Below are 19,721 nucleotides of genomic sequence, written 5' to 3' on the forward strand. Positions count from 1 at the left end.
GTTTTCACGCTGTGAGTTCGTTTTCGATCTGGTGAATAGCCCCGATCTGCTCCGCCAGAACCGTGGCAGCCTCAAGCACGGCTGCACGTTCCTGGTCAGTCAGTGTCGAGGCATCGACTGCGATGACGCGTTTGCTGCCCTTGGCCGCCGTGTGCCAGGTTGCGGCAGCCCGGCCACCGATGAGCACTACCGGCCGGCCGTTACCGGCCGGGTCGTAGCCGCCGATGCGCTCCAGTTCAAGGCAGTCGCGCTGCCTGGAACCGGGCGCATAGCCCATGACCAACGGGTCCCAGGCCGGCAGAAAGCGGATCTGCTTGCTCGCGGGTTTCTGCTCGCGTTGCAGGAACTGCTCAAGACGCGCTTTCCCGGCCTCGCTATGCCACATCTGATCGGCGACCTGGCAGGCTGCGCAGGCTTGAAGCAGCGTGCGCGCGGTGTCCTTTGAAACCGCGAGCCACCAGGCGAGGTCATTGACCGTGACCGGTCCGTAGTGCTCGACGTAGCGCCCAGCGATGTCACGCAGCAACGAGTCGCGGTCCAGTGGCACACCGTCACCCGGCAACAGGCCTTCGGGTGCAGCCGAATACAGCCAGCGATTCGACCAATGATTGGCCGCCGGTATGCGAACCAACGCGCCGTCATAGGTCGCCACTGACGTCAACGCCCGCGCCTGGGGCGCCGGCAGTTCGAGGGCACTGGCGATGTCTTGCAGACGCACGGCGGCGCCTGTGCTCAAAGTGATCAGCGCCGGCAGCAGGCGTCGGTAATCGTCCAGGCCAAGCCCGACGTCCCGTAGCCGCCACTCGTGGTTGGCCAACGGCAGGCGAGTGGCCGCAAAGACGTTGCCTGCGAGCTCGCCGGGCAGCAGGAACTTGGAGCGCCGCATACCCGGGATACGCAACAACTCGCTGTCGTTTTCTTCCGCCAGTACGCTCTTGCGATCGAGGTTTTGATTGCGTGCCATGACCGCCAGCCAACTGGTGGGCCGCGCCGAATAAACGCCGACATAGGCCTGTGCTATCTGTGCCACCGTTGCTTGTGCCAGACGCTCGAAGTGTTCCGACACCATCCATTCCCGCAGGAGAGTGTCGGTGAGGCCATTGCAGGCAGTTCTAATGCTCATATGATTCTCGATTGGCTCTGAGGCTGCGCTGTTCAGTCGCCGACGACATCGAAGTTGCAACTGCGAGTGGCCTCGACCTGGTACATGTCGGACTTGGTCGGGACGAAGAACTTGCCGTCGTTACCCTCGCGATGGCGTTCCCCAGGCACCGAGACCGGCAGCGCCGGCTGCCCGGTGAGTTGTTCGTAGTCGCGGATCAGACGCGTCATGGACACCATGCGATCGAGCATCCGACGCAGCATCTCCATGCCTTCCTTGTCACCCAGCACTTCGCCTTTCTTGTCGCCCACGAGCATCGCCGGGAAGCCGTAGCCGACCATGATCATGCGGTTGAGCAAGGCGCACTGGAGCATCTGGTTGTAGACCTCGACATGGCCCATGCGCCGACCAGTGACCATGACCCCGGCCACTTTGTTGGTGAGGGTGCGGTCGTGGCGCAGGAACCCGGTGCCGACCCGTTCCAGGAACGCCGACATCAGAGGGGTTGCGCCAAAGCCATGCACGGCACAGGCGAAGATCACGCCATCGCTGGCTTCCATGAGGCGCACGGCGCGCGCGGCGTCATCTTTCTGGGCGCAGGGTTCGTTGCGAAAATTGCAATCACCGCAGGCCCCGCAAGGGTCGATTTTGGCGTTGGCCAATGAGAAAACTTCGAGAATGACATCCTGTTTTTCCAGGTACTCGGCCGCCCACTCCAGCGCCCTGGCATTGTTGCCATCCACCCGTTCCGAGCCATTGATGGCGACATACTTGATCTTGTCCGTCATGGTGCTTCTCTCTCCTTAGAGTTTTACCTGTTCCCGGGCACGACGATCGGCGGACCGTCGTGCCATGCCTCCAGCGCTGCCGGAGACTGTTTTAGCGTGCGAGGTAATCGGCGATCGGATACTTCGCGCAAAGCGCCTCGGCCTCTGCGCAGAATTGCTGGCGCAGGAGCGGATCGAGGGTGAACTCGCTGTCACCGAGCGGCGTCACCTCGTCCAGGATCCGGCAGAGCAGGTCGACGATCTCCCGGCAACCCTGTGGGTCGACATGACGCTGGGCGAGGGCGCCGGTACCGATGCGCAGGCCACTGGTGACGAAGGACGAGCGGGTTTCGCCGGGCACACGGTTCTTGTTGACGACGATTCCACAGTGCTCCAGCGCGGTCTCGGCGATAGCGCCGGTCATCGCTGCACGCAGGCGGATCAGAATGGTGTGGTTCTCGCTGCGACCGCCCACCACTTCATAGTCCCGGGCCTGGAATTCGCTGGCCATTACGTCCGCCGCAGTGCGGATGCGCTGCATCTCGGCATCGAACTCAGGGGTCATGGCGTAACCCAGTGCCGCGGCCTTGGCAGCCATCATGTTGACGGCCGGTGCGCCTTGCATCCGCGGGAACACCGCCAGTTCGAGCACGCGGCTGAACGTCGCTTCACGGCCAGGGACTTTTTCGTGGGCGTCACGGCCCGAGAGAATCAGGCCACCACGCGGGCCGGCGAGCTGCTTGTGGGTACAGGTGGTGGTGACGTGCGCAGCGTCGATCGGGCTCGGATGCCGCCCGGTTGCCACCAGACCGGCAATGTGCGAGATGTCGGCCATCAGGATGGCGCCGGCTTCGTCGGCGATCCGGCGGAAGCGCTCGAAATCCACGACTCTGGAGTAGGCCGTGGCACCGCAGATGATCAGTCGCGGCCGATGTTCCAAAGCCAGCCTGCGGACTTCGTCGTAGTCGATCAGGCCTTCCTTGGTGGTGCCATAGCCGATGGCGTTGTAGTAAGTGCCCGAGAACGTCACGGGGCTGCCATGGGTCAGGTGGCCGCCGTTATCCAGAGCCATGCCCAGCAGCGTGTCGCCAGGCTCGAGCAAAGCCGCGAGTACCGAATAGTTGGCGCTGGAAGCCGAGTGCGACTGCACACCGGCGTACTGCGCAGAGAACAGCTCGCGGGCACGCTGGATCGCCAGAGACTCGACCAGGTCGACGTTCTCGCATCCGGCGTGATAGCGGCGTCCGGGCACACCTTCGGCGGTCACGTTGACCAGCACGGAGGACGACGCGGCCAGGGTGCGCGGCTTGACCGCGCAGCAAGAGGCCACCAGAGAGAGCGTGCGTTGCTGGCGAGCGACCTCGGCGTCGAGGATCCGCGCCAGTTCGGCATCATGTTCCTGCAGATCGGCCAGGCCACGCTTGAGCAGATCAGCCTGGGTCAGAAGTGGTTGATGATTGACTGTCATGACTTGCTATCCCTTCCTTTGGTGTTGTGTGCTGCAAAAGACAGCACGGTTTCCTCGACCTCGTGCGCATGGGTACGCACGAAGTAGTGCCCGCCACCGGCGAGGGTGGCGGCTTGGGTGACGTTGATGAACTTGCCCCATTGCGCCAATACGACTTCAGGCTCGGCGGTGGCCGGATCCTCGTCGCCCAGCAGCACCAGTGCCGATACGCCATTGGCCGGGTACTGCGTCAGGTAGCGATAGGCTTCGCAGGCGATCAGGTGGTCTCTTCGACCGCGAGCCAGCATGCTCTCGACCTGACTGTCGAGCAGTCCGGTGAAGGCCCCCAGCGATCGCAAGTAGTCGGTCCAGATCTGGTCCGAGGTGGTTTCAGCCGCACGAATCGCGGCGTCTGCATCCAGCACCGGGCGCGAGGCGGCCACCACCAGAGCGAGGTGGTTGTGGTGGGCGGCCATGCTTGAGGCAATGCACGCGGCGGTCGCCGCGCCTGCGCAGTGGCCATAGATCACCAGATGGGCAGCGCCGATTTCTTCGATGTCGCTGGCAAGGCTGTCGAGCAGACTTTGAAAATCCGCGGCGTTCTCCACCTCGGTATCACCGAAGTCCACGCCGAACACCTGCACATCCGGATTACCTTGAAACAGATTGCGGTAGGCCGTGGCGTCTCCGCCGCCGAAAGGCACCGCAATCACCGCGGTCGAACCCGCGGCTGCTTGCACGTCGCCAAAACAGACCAGACGTGCGGCTTGTCGGGCGGCGGCGCAGACAATGCGTTGAGCAAGACCCGCTGCCGTCGGATGCTCGAAAAGAGTCACTATGGGCAAATTGCAAGACAGCCGCGACATCACGCGAATCGCGTCAAAGGAGTCGCCGCCGAGGTTGAAGAAGTTGTCCTCGTGGCCGACACTCGGCAGGTTGAGCACCTCGGCAAAAGTGGCGCAGACGCGAGCCACTTCATCAGCCAGAGCGTGTTCATCAAGCTGGATGTTTTCAGTCATTCCATTCACTCCTATCCATAAATACATCAGCGAGTTCATTGAGCAGATTGGTGGCTGCGCTGGCGTTGCAAAACGGTCCCTCGAGTTCCAGGAGCAGTTGCGAAGCGCCGGTACGCCGTATGTCGATGCCGACCGGAAAAGCGGCACTCATCACGTGTGAAGCCGGGATGCCGCGTCGACCGGCACCATTGATGAACAGCTCGGACGCGCGGCAGCAGGCCAGCGCCTGGCGCGCAGCCGGAGAGCGACGGGCGCATGCTTCAAGGCTGATTTGCCCGGGAAGCACAAGCGCTCCAGGGGTCGCCACGGAGCGTGGAACAAGACCCGTCATCATGCCGATGGCATCCTGCTGGTGAGCCTCGCGCCAGTTGTGCGACGAACACAGGGTGTCGCCCTCGGCGATGACACCGGCCCGCTGCAGGCAGCCCAGGAGTTTCGCCACGGGCGGCTTGTCGGCATTGATCGAGGCGATGTCCAGGGTGCGTTGCAGGCTGATGCGCTGCCGTTGGATGTCGAAGGCCAAGCGCCCGGTTTGCAGCAAACGCACGGGGGTCATGGCGTGCGCCGCAGCGGTCAGCTGCGCGCCATCAACTTCCGCGAGCTGTGCTTGTGCCTGGATGTATTCGCCATGGCGTTCGCGCCCTCGACGCATGCACATCAGGGCCGAGTCGATGTCTTCTGTTTGTAGCTGTCGTGCCAGCACCTCAAGGCTATGTTCGTCGGCCAACCCATGATGGATCGAGACCAGGCAGTGCACTCCAGTGCGGGTGGTCAGGCTGCCGGCGGCAAATAGCGCAGTGCCGGATCTGACAGCCAGCTGAACCTTGCGCAAGGCCTCTGGAGCGCCGTCTCCCCCCAGATCGAGCACTTCAAGATACTGGCCAAGCGCTTCGCCCCATCCAGCGATCACCAACTGACGCAAAAGTCCCGAATCCGGATTGATCGCAGTTTTGACCGGTATGACGATGGAAACTTCCTGAGCGACCCCGGCGTAGATGCCTTGGGCGACCATGGCCTTGGCCTCGACACTCAGCCTGGCATCGGCAAGTGCTTGCGTCATGCTCATCTGCTCGGTCGAATCTTTGGTCGAGCGTTCAACTGTTATTTTTGGCATGTCAGATCCTCGACGCACAGGCAGCAGCCGGCGGCGATCTCGATCCATTGGGGAGCACATTCCCGGGCACTCGCATCTCTCCCGTTCAGCGGGAAAGACATAGAACGCGCACAGGTTTTTGTACGACAGACTCAGTCAGTCATGTCGTAAAAATGTGTCGGTGATTTACTGGCTATGAGCGGGCCAATCAATTTCTAAGGCGCACGCTAAGGAGAGAGCCTGACGTCATCTCGGACACGGCTCTGAGGGTATGGGAGTTATTGCTTACAGCAGTTCGCTCATGGGATGAGGTGCTGAAAGCCGGGGACACAAGCGAGTGCGGCAGGCATCGAGCCACAGTCATGTCGGCAGAGAAAAACATTTAGCCATTCCTTAGCTTTGGTCGAAAAGTGTCGCCTCTTGGCGATCTCAACAATGCATCCTTTGACACGGCTCCAAACTCGTCCTTATGGAGCCAAGGAAACCCCTACGCGTCATGGGGAGTAACCTTAGTCGGAAATGTCGTAACCGCAAGTAAGATTTTTCCGATTATTAAAAATAATTGTCGGACGATCTGGAACTGCGGTTCAGCAGTGGAGAACAAACAGGGGTTGTTGTCAGCGCAGTATTGGAGGAGTGGTTCAAGGGTGAAGTGCGCTACGGCCCGGTAACAGGCCGCAGCGCCGAGGTGAGGGGAGAGATAGGGGGAAGGGTTCAGCCGTGAATATGTTCAGCCGCATGCATGGCCAGGTAGGCATCCAGCTTCTTGTCGTTCAAACCCAAGGTGTCGAGAATTTGCGCCATGAAACTGACCGGCGCGCTGCCGGGAGCCGTGACCACACCCTGGTCGGCAACGGCGTACGGTACGTCCTGGTAATAATCTGCTCCGCGATAATGCACCTGCTTCAGGTTGTCAACGGAATTGGAGGTGTGCTGCAAGTGATCCAGCACTCCAGCCTTGGCCAGTACGCGGGTACCGTCACAGATTCCCGCCACGACTATGCTCCTGTCGTGGGCCTCACGGACCAGCGCCTCGATGGCGGGTGCCTTGTTTGTTTTCCAGATCGGGCCTCCCGTCACAATCAGCAAGTCGACATCGTCCAGCCGAATGGCCTCGATGGCCAGGTTGGGGATGATGGTCATGCCTCCGGATGATGTCACTTGCTTGCCACCGGGAGCGGCAAAACAAGTCTCGAAGCCATAGTAGGCGCGGCCCGTGGAGTTGATCAGCGCGGGCTCCCAGTCAGAAAAATTCTCGGTGAGAATAGTAACGGCACGTACCATTTGAGTGTCCTTCTCAAGTTTCCATGATAATCAGCAGCAACCTGCCCAGCAGGGTTGTCCTGGTGGGCATGGCCATCGAGTGTAGACGCCAGCGGGGCTGATGAATGATGTGGCTGAGTATTGGCAGTGTGTGTTTCAACTGACAATGACAGTGATCAACGCGGCGGCATATTCAGGCGTGAAACGTTGAGAGGGTGTTTCGTTACGCTGCGCAGCCCGCCGTTCTTACCTGGGAGACTTAAAGCCAGACGCCCAGGTTCAAACAGGCTCCATTCGGGAAAACTGGCTTCTCAACCACTTATAGAGTTGCGAAACGGCAGGAGAAATCTGCTTGCGGTGCGGACAGACCATGCTTAACGGCGAAGCGTTGCCCGGATGATCCGCCAGCAACACGACCAGTCGCCCGGCGCTCACGTCAGCGCTGACGTCCAGCCTGTTGGCGCCGGCGCCGAATTGACCCAGTTGCCGAGATATCACTGACCCGGGCAGACTCCTCGATAACCACTACTTTTACTGGATTTGTGTTGACTTGAGGGTGGGTTAATCGCACGTCAGCACGTGGGTCAATTCAGCGTTGGCGTTAACAGTTGGATATCAGTATCTGGCTCGTGCTTGAAGAAGTTAGCTCCGTACTGAGCTAGGCATTTCCACACCCTGAGCCATCGTCGCTCGCGGCTGTGATGGCACGGAGGCATAATACTGGTCACCCAAGATAAGCACGAAACTGTTCAAGGAGCCATATGGGCAGCATTAAGGATGCTTTTGATGATGCAGACTTTCTGGGAAGGCTAGCCAACAGTATTACGTCCAAGGCCTCGAAACGCGTACTGACCAGGGTGCTGCTCATGGCCAGCGTGGGTATCGTGATTTTAGGTAGCTACCTTGGATACCTTACCTACTTGCTCGGTGAATACCGGAAGAGCTCTAACGAACATAACGCTAAGTACAGTTTCATGGTTGCCGAAAACCAAGACAAGCGAACGATTGATTACCTTGGGCTTTGCATCGATGCATCAAAAAATAATGATGCGAACCGCAATTACTATTGCGATACGGCAGTGGAGCTTTACAAACTAACTTTCAAGGAGATGCCCGGCGACACAGATGAGAACATAGAAAAAACGGCGTTCGGCGCCATGAAGGCCGACATCGCGAGCAGGATTCGTTTCATGACTCTACAGCGCACGATGGGTCAAAGCTCAGAAATGGATGGCCTATTAAGTTTCCTGCTGAGCATCACAGGAATTACGATTGCTATGATCGTAGCTGTCATTTGCATGCTCACCACGATTGTCTGGACTTGGCGAATTTCTCAAGCACAGCTCATCGCTCAGCAAAACACCAACCCGCCCCCGATGCCAACGTAGGACCAGCGCGCTCTGCACGAGAGGTCAATAACGGCGACTCGAGCGTTGACGCCGGGGCGAGAAGAATCACTCAGAGATTCGTATGGCTCCGGCTGAATAACGTTGCTTCAGCATTCGGTCGATTTCGGCTACGTATTTCTCAGGAGCCATGCCGCAAGGCTCATTTCGGAGCTGGTGTACGGCGAGCACCGTTTCTGCGCGGATTTTTTGATTGCTGGTCAACTGGATAACCATTTCCAGGTTGGCGGGATTAAGGAATTCGTCGATGAGCTTCGTCTGGAGTTGTAAATCTCTCTCAATGACTGTCAGCCCAGTCAGTCGGTTGAAAACAGCCTCTGCCTGTTCTATCTCTGCATTTGCCAAACGAGTTTTTGAGGGGATGGCCTCAAGTTGCTTGCGAAAATCGAGCAGACGCTCCTGATACCGCTATTGACCCAACTGTAGCCATAACCGAAGGTTCCAACGAGATTAGCATCCCAGCAGCATGAGCGGCCGGTCGTGGTGAAGGAAGAATGGGAGGATGCGGAGAGCGGGAAGCATCGCAAGAGGCGGTAGGACTGACCTGACCGACTCCTGCGACAGTTTTAATTCTCTAAAACAGCGGTCTTTTCATTGTTTCGATCACCTGTGGATAACTTATTCCACCGTCACCGACTTCGCCAGATTACGCGGCTGATCAACGTCAGTACCTTTCAACACAGCCACGTAGTACGAAAGCAACTGCAACGGAATGGTGTAGAGAATCGGCGACAGAATGTCGTGGATGTGCGGCATCTGGACGACATGAGTGCCTTCGCCATTGGTCATGCCAGCCTGCTCGTCAGCAAAGACGATCAGCTCACCGCCACGGGCGCGGACTTCCTGGAGGTTGGACTTCAGCTTCTCCAGCAACTCGTTGTTCGGCGCCACGGTGACCACCGGCATGTCGTTATCCACAAGCGCCAACGGGCCATGTTTCAGTTCGCCCGCCGGGTAGGCTTCTGCGTGGATGTAGGAGATTTCCTTGAGCTTGAGAGCCCCTTCCATCGCCACCGGGAATTGCGCGCCGCGACCGAGGAACAGCGTGTGGTTCTTCTCGGCGAACAGCTCGGCGATTTTCTCCACGGTGCCGTCCATGGCCAGGGCTTCGCCCAAACGAGTCGGCAGGCGACGCAGTTCCTCGACCAGTGTGGCTTCGATACCTTCGGCCAACGTACCGCGAACCTGACCCAAAGACAGGGTCAGCAACAGCAGGCCAACCAGTTGAGTGGTGAAGGCTTTGGTCGAGGCCACGCCGATTTCGCGACCGGCCTGGGTCAGCAGCGTCAGGTCCGATTCACGCACCAGAGAACTGATGCCGACGTTGCAGATTGCCAGGCTGGCGAGGAAACCGAGCTCCTTGGCATTACGCAGCGCGGCCAAAGTGTCGGCGGTTTCACCGGACTGAGAGATGCTCACGAACAGGGTGTCCGGCTGAACCACTACCTTGCGATAGCGGAATTCGCTGGCGACTTCGACCTGACACGGAATGCCAGCCAGTTCTTCGAGCCAGTAACGGGCAACCATGCCGGCGTGATAGCTGGTGCCGCAGGCGACGATCTGTACATTGCGCACCTTGGCGAACAGCTCGGGAGCTTGGGGACCGAACGCCTCGACCAGCACCTGGTTCTGACTCAGGCGACCTTCAAGGGTGCGCTGCACCACAGCCGGTTGCTCGTGAATTTCCTTGAGCATGTAATGGCGGAATTCGCCCTTGTCAGCGGCTTCGGCACCGTCACGATACTGAACGCTTTCACGCTCGACGAGTTTGCCGTTGATGTCCCAGATCTGCACACTGTCGCGGCGAATTTCGGCGATATCGCCTTCTTCCAGGTACATGAAGCGGTCGGTGACCTGACGCAGTGCCAATTGATCGGAGGCCAGGAAGTTCTCACCCATACCCAAACCGATCACCAGCGGGCTGCCACTGCGAGCGGCGACCAGACGATCCGGTTGAAGGGCGCTGATCACCGCCAGGCCGTAAGCACCGTGCAGCTCTTGCACGGTCGCTTTCAGGGCCGCCGTCAGGTCGGGTTGCAGCTTGAGTTTCTCGTGCAGCAAATGCGCGATGACTTCAGTGTCAGTGTCCGACGTGAATACGTGACCCAAAGCCTTGAGTTGCTCGCGCAGGGCTTCATGGTTCTCGATGATGCCGTTGTGCACCACCGCCAGATCGCCGGAAAAATGCGGGTGAGCATTGCGTTCACACGGCGCGCCGTGGGTCGCCCAGCGGGTATGGGCAATGCCTAGACGGCCGACCAGAGGCTCTTCGATCAGCGCCTGTTCCAGTTCGCTGACCTTGCCCGGACGACGCGTGCGCAAGAGTTTTCCATCGTTGGTGTACACCGCCACACCGGCGCTGTCATAGCCACGGTATTCCAGGCGCTTGAGGCCTTCGAGCAGGATGGCGGTAACGTTACGTTCTGCGACTGCACCGACAATTCCACACATGCTATTTCTCCTGACTGACGGCGGCGCAGATCAAATTAATGCCGCGGGCCTGAATCTGATCGCGTGCCTCCAGTGGCAGGCGATCATCGGTAATGAGGGTATGGACACTGCTCCATGGCAGCTCCAGATTGGGAATTTTGCGGCCGATCTTGTCGGCCTCGACCATCACGATCACTTCGCGGGCGACTTCGGCCATGACTCGGCTCAAGCCCAGCAATTCATTGAAGGTGGTGGTTCCGCGCACCAGATCGATGCCATCGGCACCAATAAACAACTGATCAAAGTCATATGAGCGTAGTACTTGCTCGGCCACCTGCCCCTGGAAGGACTCGGAATGCGGGTCCCAAGTCCCCCCGGTCATCAACAGCACTGGCTCATGCTCGAGTTCGCTCAAAGCGTTAGCGACATGCAGGGAGTTGGTCATCACTACCAGACCCGGTTGTTGGCCGAGTTCCGGGATCATCGCGGCGGTGGTGCTGCCACTGTCGATGATGATTCGTGCATGCTCGCGGATTCGCGTGACGGCGGCGCGGGCAATGGCCTTCTTGTATTTGGAAACCGGTTGGCCGAGGTCGGCGACCAGTTCCTGAGGCATGGTGATTGCCCCGCCATAGCGACGCAGCAACAGACCATTGCTTTCAAGCGCCGCCAAATCCTTGCGAATCGTAACTTCCGAGGTTTCGAAGCGCTTGGCCAGTTCATCCACACTGACTTCGCCCTGCTCATTGAGCAAGGCGAGGATGTTGTGCCGGCGTTGGGGTGTGTTGCGCTTTGACATGGCTTGGTAAGTTTCGATTCGAAAGATAACGTAAGCAATCAAAACCTATTAGCGAAACTTCGTCAAGCGGGACACGATAAAAATGATCTGTGGATAAAAAGCTTCGCGGGCAAGCCTCGCTCCTACAGGGTTTGTGTCGTTTGCCAATGTGCGAACGACAAAAACCTTGTAGGAGCGAGGCTTGCCCGCGAAGGCGATCTCATGAACTGTGGATAACTCAGCTCTTCTTGATCTTCTCCGGCCGTTTCCAGCCATCGATGTTCTTCTGCCGAGCCCGACCCACGGCCAACTGAGCCTTATCCACATTCTGGGTAATGGTCGAACCAGCCGCCGTGGTTGCACCCGCCGAGATATCCACAGGCGCCACCAACGAATTGTTGGAACCGATGAATACATCTTCACCCAACACGGTTTTCCACTTGTTGGCGCCGTCATAGTTACAGGTGATGGTGCCTGCGCCGATGTTGGTACGCGCACCGATTTCGGCGTCGCCCAGATACGTCAAGTGACCGGCCTTGGCGCCTTCGCCCAAATGAGCGTTCTTCAGCTCAACGAAGTTACCCACATGTGCGCGAGCTTCCAGCACTGTGCCCGGACGCAAACGAGCGAACGGACCAGCATCGCTGCCTTCACCGAGTATTGCGCCTTCGATGTGGCTGTTGGCCTTGATCACCACACCTTTGCGCAGGGTGCTGTCCTTGATCACGCAATTCGGGCCGATCACCACATCGTCCTCGATGACCACTTTACCTTCGAGGATCACGTTGATGTCGATCAGTACATCGCGGCCGACGGTGATCTCACCACGCACATCGAAACGTGCCGGGTCGCGCAAAGTCACGCCCTGAGCCATCAAGCGACGGGCAGCGCGCAGCTGATAGTGGCGCTCAAGCTCGGCCAGTTGCTTGCGATCGTTGGCGCCCTGCACTTCCATGGTGTCATGGGGGTGTTCGGTAGCCACCACCAGACCATCACTGACCGCCATGGCGATCACGTCGGTCAGGTAGTACTCGCCCTGGGCATTGTTGTTGGAGAGCCGGCTCATCCAGTCGCCCAAGCGCTCGAAAGGAACCGCCAGAATGCCAGTGTTGCCTTCAGTGATAGCGCGTTCGGCTTCGTTGGCATCTTTCTGCTCGACGATGGCGGTAACCTTGCCGGCGGCATCGCGGACGATACGGCCGTAACCAGTCGGGTCATCCAGCTCGACAGTCAACAGGCCCAGTTGCTGCGGTGCGGCGAGCTTGAGCAACCGTTGCAGGGTTTCGACTTCGATCAAGGGTACATCGCCGTACAGAATCAGCACGGTATCGGACTCGATGAACGGCACAGCCTGGGCCACCGCATGTCCGGTACCCAGCTGTTGATCCTGCAGGACGAAATTCAGGTCATCGGCCGCCAGACGCTCGCGCACGGCTTCGGCGCCATGACCGATCACTACATGGATGCGTTGTGGATCAAGTTGCCGGGCACTGTGGATAACATGGCCAAGCATTGAATTACCGGCAACCGGGTGCAGAACTTTCGGCAAGGCCGAACGCATGCGCGTGCCTTGGCCGGCTGCGAGGATAACGATTTCAAGAGACATGACAGGCTACTAATCCTGGGAGGTCAGCGGCTGCGACCGGGTGATGAAAGTCAGAAAAGAAAAAAGGGTAGCCGAGGCTACCCTTTTTAATCAATCACACAATTAGTCGATGGCCAATTAGTGGCCGAACTTCTTGCGGATCTGCTGGACGGTGCGCAGCTGAGCTGCAGCCTCGGCCAGACGTGCGGCAGCAGAACCGTAATCGAATTCCGCGCCCCGCTCATGCAGTGCCTTCTCGGCAGCCTTTACGGCTTCCTGAGCGGAGGCTTCGTCCAGGTCGGCAGCACGTTGCACGGTGTCGGCAAGAACCTTGACCATGTTCGGCTGAACCTCGAGGAAACCACCGGAGATGTAATACACCTCCTCTTCCCCGCCCTGCTTGACCAGGCGGATCGGGCCCGGCTTGAGATTAGTGATCAACGGCGCGTGACCCAAGGCGATACCAAGATCACCCAGTGCACCGTGCGCAATCACCATCTCGACCAGACCGGAAAAGATTTCCCCTTCCGCGCTGACGATATCGCAATGGACTGTCATAGCCATCTGATTGCCTCAACCTAAATTAGCGCCCGTTGCCGGGCGCCGGGATTACAGTTTCTTGGCTTTCTCGATCGCTTCTTCGATGCCGCCGACCATGTAGAACGCTTGTTCTGGCAGGTGGTCGTAGTCACCGTTGAGGATGCCTTTGAAGCCAGCAATGGTGTCTTTCAGGGAAACGTATTTACCCGAAGCACCGGTGAAGACTTCAGCCACGAAGAACGGCTGCGACAAGAAACGCTGGATCTTACGAGCACGGTTTACCAACTGCTTGTCGGCTTCCGACAGCTCGTCCATACCCAGGATCGCAATGATGTCCTTCAGTTCTTTGTAACGCTGCAGAACATACTGTACGCCGCGAGCGGTGTCGTAGTGGTCCTGGCCGATTACGTTCGGGTCCAACTGGCGCGAAGTCGAGTCGAGTGGATCGACAGCCGGGTAGATACCCAGGGAAGCGATGTCACGGGACAGAACGACGGTGGCGTCCAAGTGGGCGAAGGTGGTCGCTGGCGACGGGTCAGTCAAGTCATCCGCAGGTACGTATACCGCCTGGATCGAAGTGATCGAACCTTCCTTGGTCGAAGTGATACGTTCTTGCAGAACGCCCATCTCTTCAGCCAGGGTCGGCTGGTAACCCACTGCCGAAGGCATACGGCCCAGCAGTGCGGATACTTCAGTACCGGCCAGGGTGTAACGATAGATGTTATCGACGAACAGCAGAACGTCGTTACCTTCGTCACGGAACTTCTCGGCCATGGTCAGGCCGGTCAGTGCTACGCGCAGACGGTTACCCGGCGGCTCGTTCATCTGACCGTAAACCAGTGCCACTTTGTCCAGAACGTTGGAATCCTTCATCTCGTGGTAGAAGTCGTTACCCTCACGAGTACGCTCACCCACACCAGCGAACACGGAATAACCGCTGTGCTCGATGGCGATGTTACGGATCAGTTCCATCATGTTTACGGTTTTGCCTACACCGGCACCACCGAACAGACCGACTTTACCGCCCTTGGCGAACGGGCAAACCAGGTCGATAACCTTGATGCCGGTTTCCAGCAGGTCGTTGCCGCCTGCTTGTTCAGCGAAGGATGGCGCAGGACGGTGAATGCCCCAGCGCTCTTCGGTGTCGATCGGGCCCGCTTCGTCGATCGGGTTACCCAGAACGTCCATGATCCGGCCCAGGGTCGCTTTACCGACAGGTACGGAGATGGCTGCGCCGGAGTCGATGACGTCCAGACCGCGCTTCAAGCCTTCGGTGGAACCCATCGCAATGGTACGAACCACGCCGTCGCCCAGCTGCTGCTGAACTTCCAGGGTGGTCCCGGCCGCGCTTTGAACTGTCAGCGCATTGTAGATGCTCGGTACGCTGTCGCGTGGAAATTCCACGTCGATAACGGCGCCGATGATTTGAACGATACGTCCGCTACTCATAGCTGGATCCTCTGAATATTTGAACCGTTAAACCGCGGCAGCGCCGCCGACGATTTCCGAGATCTCTTGGGTGATCGCAGCCTGACGCGCCTTGTTATAGACCAGCTGCAAATCGCTGATCAAATCACCGGCGTTGTCGGTAGCGTTCTTCATCGCGATCATCCGCGCAGCTTGTTCAGCCGCGTTGTTCTCGACCACCGCCTGGTAGACCTGCGACTCCACGTAGCGGACCATCAAGCCGTCAAGCAGCTCTTTGGCGTCCGGTTCGTACAGATAATCCCAGTGGTGCTTGAGTTCTTGATCCGGGGTTGCCACCAGTGGAATCAACTGCTCCACGGTAGGCTGTTGCGTCATGGTGTTGATGAACTTGTTGGACACCACGGACAGGCGGTCAATACGGCCGTCCAGGTAGGCATCCAGCATCACCTTGACGCTGCCGATCAGGTCATTGATCGACGGCTCTTCACCCAGGTGGCTGATAGCTGCAACGACGTTACCGCCGAAGTTGCGGAAGAAAGCCGCACCCTTGCTACCCACTACACACAGATCAATCTCGACGCCGTTTTCGCGGTTTACCGCCATGTCCTTGACCAGGGCCTTGAACAGGTTGGTGTTCAAGCCACCACACAGACCACGGTCACTGCTCACCACAACGTAACCGACGCGCTTTACTTCACGGTCGATCATGAATGGGTGGCGATATTCCGGGTTGGCGTTGGCCAGATGGCCAATAACCTGGCGGATGCGCTCCGCGTAAGGACGGCTAGCAGCCATGCGCATTTGTGCCTTGCGCATTTTGCTGACCGCCACTTTTTCCATGGCGCTGGTAATCTTTTGCGTGCTTTTGATGCTCGCAATCTTACTGCGAATCTCTTTTGCGCCTGCCATGTAACACCTATCAGGTTAGCAAGCGGGAGCCTTGCGGCTCCCGCTGCGGCTTACCAGGTTTGGGTGGCCTTGAACTTCTCGATACCGGCTTTCATGCCAGCGTCGATTTCGTCATTGAAGTCACCCTTCACGTTGATCTTCGCCATCAAATCGGCGTGATCGCGGTTGAAGAAAGCAATCAGCGCTTGTTCAAAGCTGCCGATCTTGGCGATTTCGACGTCAGTCAGGAACCCACGCTCAGCGGCATACAGCGACAGCGCCATGTCAGCGATCGACATTGGTGCGTATTGCTTCTGCTTCATCAGCTCGGTAACGCGCTGACCATGCTCAAGTTGCTTACGGGTCGCTTCGTCCAGGTCAGAAGCGAACTGGGCGAATGCCGCCAGTTCACGGTACTGAGCCAGAGCGGTACGGATACCACCGGAGAGCTTCTTGATGATCTTGGTCTGAGCGGCACCACCCACACGGGATACCGAAACACCGGCGTTCACAGCAGGACGGATCCCGGAGTTGAACATGGCCGATTCCAGGAAGATCTGACCGTCGGTGATGGAAATCACGTTGGTCGGAACGAACGCGGAAACGTCGCCAGCCTGGGTTTCGATGATCGGCAGTGCGGTCAGGGAACCGGTTTTGCCGGTCACTGCGCCGTTGGTGAACTTCTCTACGTATTCTTCCGAAACGCGGGATGCGCGCTCCAGCAGACGGGAGTGGAGATAGAACACGTCGCCTGGGTAAGCTTCACGGCCTGGTGGACGGCGCAGCAGCAGGGAAATCTGGCGGTAAGCCACTGCTTGCTTGGACAGATCGTCATAAACGATCAGCGCGTCTTCACCGCGGTCGCGGAAGAATTCACCCATGGTGCAACCGGAGTACGGAGCCAGGAATTGCAGCGCAGGAGATTCCGAAGCACTGGCAGCCACGATGATCGTGTTGGCCAGAGCGCCGTTTTCTTCCAGCTTGCGAACCACGTTGGCGATGGTCGATTGCTTCTGACCGATCGCTACGTAGACGCAGAAAATGCCGCTGTTTTTCTGGTTGATGATCGCGTCGATCGCCAGAGCGGTTTTACCGATCTGACGGTCACCGATGATCAGCTCACGCTGGCCACGGCCGACAGGAATCATGGCATCGACAGCCTTGTAGCCAGTCTGTACAGGCTGGTCTACCGACTTACGCCAGATCACGCCCGGAGCAACTTTCTCGACCGCATCGGTCAAGGTGTTGTTCAGCGGACCTTTGCCGTCAACTGGGTTACCCAGTGCGTCGACTACGCGACCCAGCAGTTCCTTACCCACCGGAACTTCGAGGATGCGGCCAGTGCACTTGGCGCTCATGCCTTCAGCCAGAGACTGGTAAGCGCCCAATACAACGGCACCTACAGAGTCTTGCTCGAGGTTGAGAGCCATACCGAAGACGCCGCCCGGAAACTCGATCATCTCGCCGTACATGACGTCGGCCAGACCGTGAATCCGCACGATACCGTCAGATACGCTGACGACAGTGCCTTCGTTACGGGCTTGGGAGGTCACATCGAGTTTGTCGATGCGGCCCTTGATAATTTCACTTATTTCGGAAGGATTGAGTTGCTGCATTGCTCTGCTGCCCCTTCAAACTCAAGATTTCAATGCTTCGGCAAGATTCGCGAGTTTGCCGCGAATCGAGCCATCGATTACCAGGTCGCCGGCGCGAATGATGACACCACCAATCAGGGCGGCATCCTCCGCAACTTGCAGGCGCACTTCCCGGTTGAGTCGTGCACTGAGAACCTTGGCGAGTTTGTCTTGCTGTTCTTGGTTCAATGCAAAAGCACTGGTGACTTCAACGTCTACCGACTTCTCTTGTTCAGCCTTGTACAGGTCGAACAGAGCGGATATCTCCGGCAAAAGCGGGAGACGGTCGTTTTCGGCAACGACGTTAATGAAGTTCTGTGCCTTGGCATCAAACTTGTCGCCGCACACGTCAATAAACGTGGCGGCCTTGTTTGCGCTCGTCAGTCGCGGGGCCTTGAGCACGCGCTGCATGGTGTCGTCTTGCGACACTGCTGCAGCCAGGCCGAGCATGGCTGACCAAGAGGCCAGTTGCTGGTGGGCCTGGGCGTGCTCGAAGGCTGCCTTAGCGTAAGGTCGGGCCAACGTGGTCAATTCTGCCATGATCGCCCTCGCTTAAATTTCAGCAGCCAGTTTGTTTACCAGCTCCGCGTGCGCGTTTTGATCGATTGTGGCACCCAGGATCTTCTCGGCGCCGCCGACAGCCAATGCACCCAGTTGGGCACGCAGCGCGTCTTTGACACTGTTCAGTTCCTGCTCGATCTCGGCCTGAGCCTGGACCTTCACACGGTCAGCGTCGACACGGGCCTTTTCAACGGCCTCTTCGACGATCTGATTACCGCGTTTCTTGGCTTGCTCAATGATTTCAGCTGCCTGAGCTTTCGCTTCGCGCAGTTGCTGACCCACTTTCTCATGGGCCAACTCCAGGTCGCGAGCTGCTCGGCTGGCAGCGTCCAGTCCATCCGCGATCTTCTTCTGACGTTCGTGCAAAGCCGCGATGACCGGAGGCCACACGAACTTCATGCAAAACAGTACAAAAATGAAGAACGCAACGGACTGGCCAATCAGGGTTGCATTAATGTTCACGCCAACACCTCGCTCGTTCGTTGCACATCACACCAATCAACTCGAAGGTTCGAGTGATTAGCCAGCGAGTTGACCAACGAATGGGTTCGCGAAGGTGAAGAACAGAGCGATACCAACACCGATCATGGTTACGGCGTCGAGCAGACCGGCAACGATGAACATTTTGACTTGCAGCATTGGAACCATTTCTGGCTGACGCGCTGCGCCTTCCAGGAACTTGCCGCCCAACAGGCCGAAACCAATTGCGGTACCCAGTGCGCCCAGGCCGATCAACAGTGCAACAGCGATAGCGGTTAGACCAACTACAGTTTCCATCTTTCCTCCCGACTTTTACGTCGTATGGTTTAGGTTTTTTAGATTTTAAAGCGGTAAAACAAATCGTTTCATAGCCCTGTTCGGGCACCCTCTCGTTTGACCGAGAGGGACATCAGACTAGTCGAGACTGGTCTTAATGGTTCTCTTCGTGCGCCATCGACAGGTAGACGATGGTCAGCATCATGAAGATAAACGCCTGCAGGGTGATGATCAGGATGTGGAACACAGCCCACGCCCACTGCAGAACTACGCCCAGGCCGCTAAGCCAGAGCAGACCGCTGCCGAACATCACAGCAATCAGAATGAAAACCAGCTCGCCGGCGTACATGTTGCCGAACAGACGCAGTGCCAGAGAGATTGGCTTGGCCACCAGCGTCACGAACTCCAGCAGGAAGTTCACCGGAATCAGCAGGGCTTGAACGAAGATGTTCTTGCTGCCGAACGGGTGCAGGGTCAGTTCGCCAATGAAGCCGCTGATGCCCTTGACCTTGATGCTGTAGAAAATGATCAACGCGAATACCGACAGGGACATACCCAGGGTCGCATTCGGGTCAGTGGTAGGAACGGCACGGAAAACCAGGTGCGGGTCGCCGGTAATGATGGCAGCCAGCTTCGGAATCCAGTCAACCGGTACCAGGTCGACGGCGTTCATCAGGAACACCCAGACAAAAATCGTCAGGGCCAATGGCGCGATCAATGGATTACGGCCGTGGAAAGTATCTTTCACGCTGCCGTCGACGAACTCGATCAGAACCTCGACGAAGTTCTGCAGGGCGCCAGGTTGACCGGAAGTCGCCTTTTTTGCCGCCATGCGGAAAAGAAGAACGAAAATCAGACCTAACGCAACCGACCAGCCGAGAGTATCGACGTGGAAAGCCCAGAAGCCCATTTCTTTGGCTTCTGCTGCGGTGTGGGCAAAACCCCACCCGCCAGTTGGGTGCTGACCGAAAGTCAGGTTCTGCAAGTGGTGCTGGATATAGCCCGAAGCGGTTGTCTCTGCCAT

Annotated in this window: 19 protein-coding genes and 1 pseudogene; 1 reads left to right on the plus strand and 19 read right to left on the minus strand. The window is 58.1% G+C overall.

Annotated features, from left to right (window positions below; translation table 11 throughout):
- Positions 1–4 precede the first annotated feature (4 nt).
- The 7 genes and pseudogenes from AB4O41_RS16770 to AB4O41_RS16800 all read right to left on the minus strand — a co-directional run.
- Entirely contained in the window at positions 5–1,123 is a 1,119-nt protein-coding gene (locus tag AB4O41_RS16770; protein WP_460144003.1) for a DNA glycosylase AlkZ-like family protein, read from the minus strand.
- 32 nt (positions 1,124–1,155) lie between these two features.
- Positions 1,156–1,890, minus strand: a complete 735-nt coding sequence (locus AB4O41_RS16775; protein WP_104995203.1) for a flavodoxin family protein — start codon at positions 1,888–1,890, stop codon at positions 1,156–1,158.
- Positions 1,891–1,981: 91 nt separating this feature from the next.
- On the minus strand, positions 1,982–3,337 hold the full coding sequence (locus AB4O41_RS16780) for a serine hydroxymethyltransferase (protein WP_403100010.1): 1,356 nt from the start codon (positions 3,335–3,337) through the stop codon (positions 1,982–1,984).
- Positions 3,334–4,335, minus strand: a complete 1,002-nt coding sequence (locus AB4O41_RS16785) for a phosphopantetheine-binding protein (protein ID WP_460144004.1) — start codon at positions 4,333–4,335, stop codon at positions 3,334–3,336. The genes AB4O41_RS16780 and AB4O41_RS16785 overlap by 4 nt, the downstream gene beginning before the upstream one ends.
- Positions 4,328–5,449 (minus strand): hypothetical protein, encoded by a 1,122-nt coding sequence (locus AB4O41_RS16790; protein ID WP_460144005.1) that lies wholly within the window; start codon positions 5,447–5,449, stop codon positions 4,328–4,330. The genes AB4O41_RS16785 and AB4O41_RS16790 overlap by 8 nt, the downstream gene beginning before the upstream one ends.
- A 693-nt stretch (positions 5,450–6,142) precedes the next feature.
- Positions 6,143–6,712 carry a DJ-1/PfpI family protein gene (locus AB4O41_RS16795; RefSeq protein ID WP_460144006.1) on the minus strand — a complete coding sequence of 190 codons (570 nt, stop codon included), beginning with the start codon at positions 6,710–6,712 and terminating at the stop codon, positions 6,143–6,145.
- Between the two features lie 258 nt (positions 6,713–6,970).
- Positions 6,971–7,144, minus strand: a pseudogene (locus tag AB4O41_RS16800) (LysR family transcriptional regulator); the annotation flags it as partial.
- 308 nt (positions 7,145–7,452) lie between these two features.
- Here AB4O41_RS16800 and AB4O41_RS16805 point away from each other — a divergent pair.
- Entirely contained in the window at positions 7,453–8,079 is a 627-nt protein-coding gene (locus tag AB4O41_RS16805; RefSeq protein WP_460144007.1) for a hypothetical protein, read from the plus strand.
- Between the two features lie 66 nt (positions 8,080–8,145).
- Here the strand turns inward: AB4O41_RS16805 and AB4O41_RS16810 are convergent, their stop codons facing one another.
- The 12 genes from AB4O41_RS16810 to atpB all read right to left on the minus strand — a co-directional run bounded on the left by AB4O41_RS16810 (position 8,146) and on the right by atpB (position 19,721).
- The gene (locus AB4O41_RS16810; protein WP_460144008.1) at positions 8,146–8,442 is read right to left on the minus strand and encodes a hypothetical protein; all 297 of its coding nucleotides are present in this window, start codon (positions 8,440–8,442) and stop codon (positions 8,146–8,148) included.
- A gap of 273 nt (positions 8,443–8,715) precedes the next feature.
- Positions 8,716–10,548 (minus strand): glutamine--fructose-6-phosphate transaminase (isomerizing), encoded by a 1,833-nt coding sequence (gene glmS, locus AB4O41_RS16815; RefSeq protein WP_460144009.1) that lies wholly within the window; start codon positions 10,546–10,548, stop codon positions 8,716–8,718.
- Between the two features lies 1 nt (position 10,549).
- Complete coding sequence (locus tag AB4O41_RS16820) at positions 10,550–11,326, minus strand: DeoR/GlpR family DNA-binding transcription regulator (RefSeq protein WP_460144010.1); 777 nt, start codon at positions 11,324–11,326, stop codon at positions 10,550–10,552.
- Between the two features lie 217 nt (positions 11,327–11,543).
- On the minus strand, positions 11,544–12,911 hold the full coding sequence (glmU, locus tag AB4O41_RS16825) for a bifunctional UDP-N-acetylglucosamine diphosphorylase/glucosamine-1-phosphate N-acetyltransferase GlmU (RefSeq protein ID WP_460144011.1): 1,368 nt from the start codon (positions 12,909–12,911) through the stop codon (positions 11,544–11,546).
- Positions 12,912–13,028: 117 nt separating this feature from the next.
- On the minus strand, positions 13,029–13,454 hold the full coding sequence (locus AB4O41_RS16830; RefSeq protein ID WP_007969909.1) for a F0F1 ATP synthase subunit epsilon: 426 nt from the start codon (positions 13,452–13,454) through the stop codon (positions 13,029–13,031).
- Between the two features lie 45 nt (positions 13,455–13,499).
- Entirely contained in the window at positions 13,500–14,879 is a 1,380-nt protein-coding gene (atpD, locus tag AB4O41_RS16835; protein ID WP_038980433.1) for a F0F1 ATP synthase subunit beta, read from the minus strand.
- A gap of 27 nt (positions 14,880–14,906) precedes the next feature.
- Positions 14,907–15,767, minus strand: a complete 861-nt coding sequence (atpG, locus tag AB4O41_RS16840) for a F0F1 ATP synthase subunit gamma (protein WP_007934344.1) — start codon at positions 15,765–15,767, stop codon at positions 14,907–14,909.
- Positions 15,768–15,817: 50 nt separating this feature from the next.
- The gene (gene atpA, locus AB4O41_RS16845; RefSeq protein ID WP_258618467.1) at positions 15,818–17,362 is read right to left on the minus strand and encodes a F0F1 ATP synthase subunit alpha; all 1,545 of its coding nucleotides are present in this window, start codon (positions 17,360–17,362) and stop codon (positions 15,818–15,820) included.
- A gap of 21 nt (positions 17,363–17,383) precedes the next feature.
- Positions 17,384–17,920, minus strand: a complete 537-nt coding sequence (locus tag AB4O41_RS16850; RefSeq protein ID WP_460144012.1) for a F0F1 ATP synthase subunit delta — start codon at positions 17,918–17,920, stop codon at positions 17,384–17,386.
- A 12-nt stretch (positions 17,921–17,932) separates the two neighbouring features.
- Entirely contained in the window at positions 17,933–18,403 is a 471-nt protein-coding gene (locus tag AB4O41_RS16855) for a F0F1 ATP synthase subunit B (RefSeq protein WP_123357032.1), read from the minus strand.
- A gap of 57 nt (positions 18,404–18,460) precedes the next feature.
- On the minus strand, positions 18,461–18,718 hold the full coding sequence (gene atpE, locus AB4O41_RS16860; RefSeq protein WP_002555987.1) for a F0F1 ATP synthase subunit C: 258 nt from the start codon (positions 18,716–18,718) through the stop codon (positions 18,461–18,463).
- 133 nt (positions 18,719–18,851) lie between these two features.
- Positions 18,852–19,721: a F0F1 ATP synthase subunit A gene (gene atpB / locus AB4O41_RS16865; protein WP_123357030.1), complete on the minus strand. Its 870-nt coding sequence runs from the start codon at positions 19,719–19,721 to the stop codon at positions 18,852–18,854.

The sequence above is a fragment of the Pseudomonas sp. S2_A02 genome, assembly GCF_054668495.1.

Excerpts from the sequence above, each read along its gene's own strand:
- AB4O41_RS16770 (WP_460144003.1), bottom strand. The coding sequence starts at position 1,123 with ATGAGCATTAGAACTGCCTGCAATGGCCTCACCGACACTCTCCTGCGG.
- AB4O41_RS16775 (WP_104995203.1), bottom strand. The coding sequence starts at position 1,890 with ATGACGGACAAGATCAAGTATGTCGCCATCAATGGCTCGGAACGGGTG.
- AB4O41_RS16780 (WP_403100010.1), bottom strand. The coding sequence starts at position 3,337 with ATGACAGTCAATCATCAACCACTTCTGACCCAGGCTGATCTGCTCAAG.
- AB4O41_RS16785 (WP_460144004.1), bottom strand. The coding sequence starts at position 4,335 with ATGACTGAAAACATCCAGCTTGATGAACACGCTCTGGCTGATGAAGTG.
- AB4O41_RS16790 (WP_460144005.1), bottom strand. The coding sequence starts at position 5,449 with ATGCCAAAAATAACAGTTGAACGCTCGACCAAAGATTCGACCGAGCAG.
- AB4O41_RS16795 (WP_460144006.1), bottom strand. The coding sequence starts at position 6,712 with ATGGTACGTGCCGTTACTATTCTCACCGAGAATTTTTCTGACTGGGAG.
- AB4O41_RS16805 (WP_460144007.1), top strand. The coding sequence starts at position 7,453 with ATGGGCAGCATTAAGGATGCTTTTGATGATGCAGACTTTCTGGGAAGG.
- glmS (WP_460144009.1), bottom strand. The coding sequence starts at position 10,548 with ATGTGTGGAATTGTCGGTGCAGTCGCAGAACGTAACGTTACCGCCATC.
- AB4O41_RS16820 (WP_460144010.1), bottom strand. The coding sequence starts at position 11,326 with ATGTCAAAGCGCAACACACCCCAACGCCGGCACAACATCCTCGCCTTG.
- glmU (WP_460144011.1), bottom strand. The coding sequence starts at position 12,911 with ATGTCTCTTGAAATCGTTATCCTCGCAGCCGGCCAAGGCACGCGCATG.
- AB4O41_RS16830 (WP_007969909.1), bottom strand. The coding sequence starts at position 13,454 with ATGGCTATGACAGTCCATTGCGATATCGTCAGCGCGGAAGGGGAAATC.
- atpD (WP_038980433.1), bottom strand. The coding sequence starts at position 14,879 with ATGAGTAGCGGACGTATCGTTCAAATCATCGGCGCCGTTATCGACGTG.
- atpG (WP_007934344.1), bottom strand. The coding sequence starts at position 15,767 with ATGGCAGGCGCAAAAGAGATTCGCAGTAAGATTGCGAGCATCAAAAGC.
- atpA (WP_258618467.1), bottom strand. The coding sequence starts at position 17,362 with ATGCAGCAACTCAATCCTTCCGAAATAAGTGAAATTATCAAGGGCCGC.
- AB4O41_RS16850 (WP_460144012.1), bottom strand. The coding sequence starts at position 17,920 with ATGGCAGAATTGACCACGTTGGCCCGACCTTACGCTAAGGCAGCCTTC.
- atpE (WP_002555987.1), bottom strand. The coding sequence starts at position 18,718 with ATGGAAACTGTAGTTGGTCTAACCGCTATCGCTGTTGCACTGTTGATC.
- atpB (WP_123357030.1), bottom strand. The coding sequence starts at position 19,721 with ATGGCAGAGACAACCGCTTCGGGCTATATCCAGCACCACTTGCAGAAC.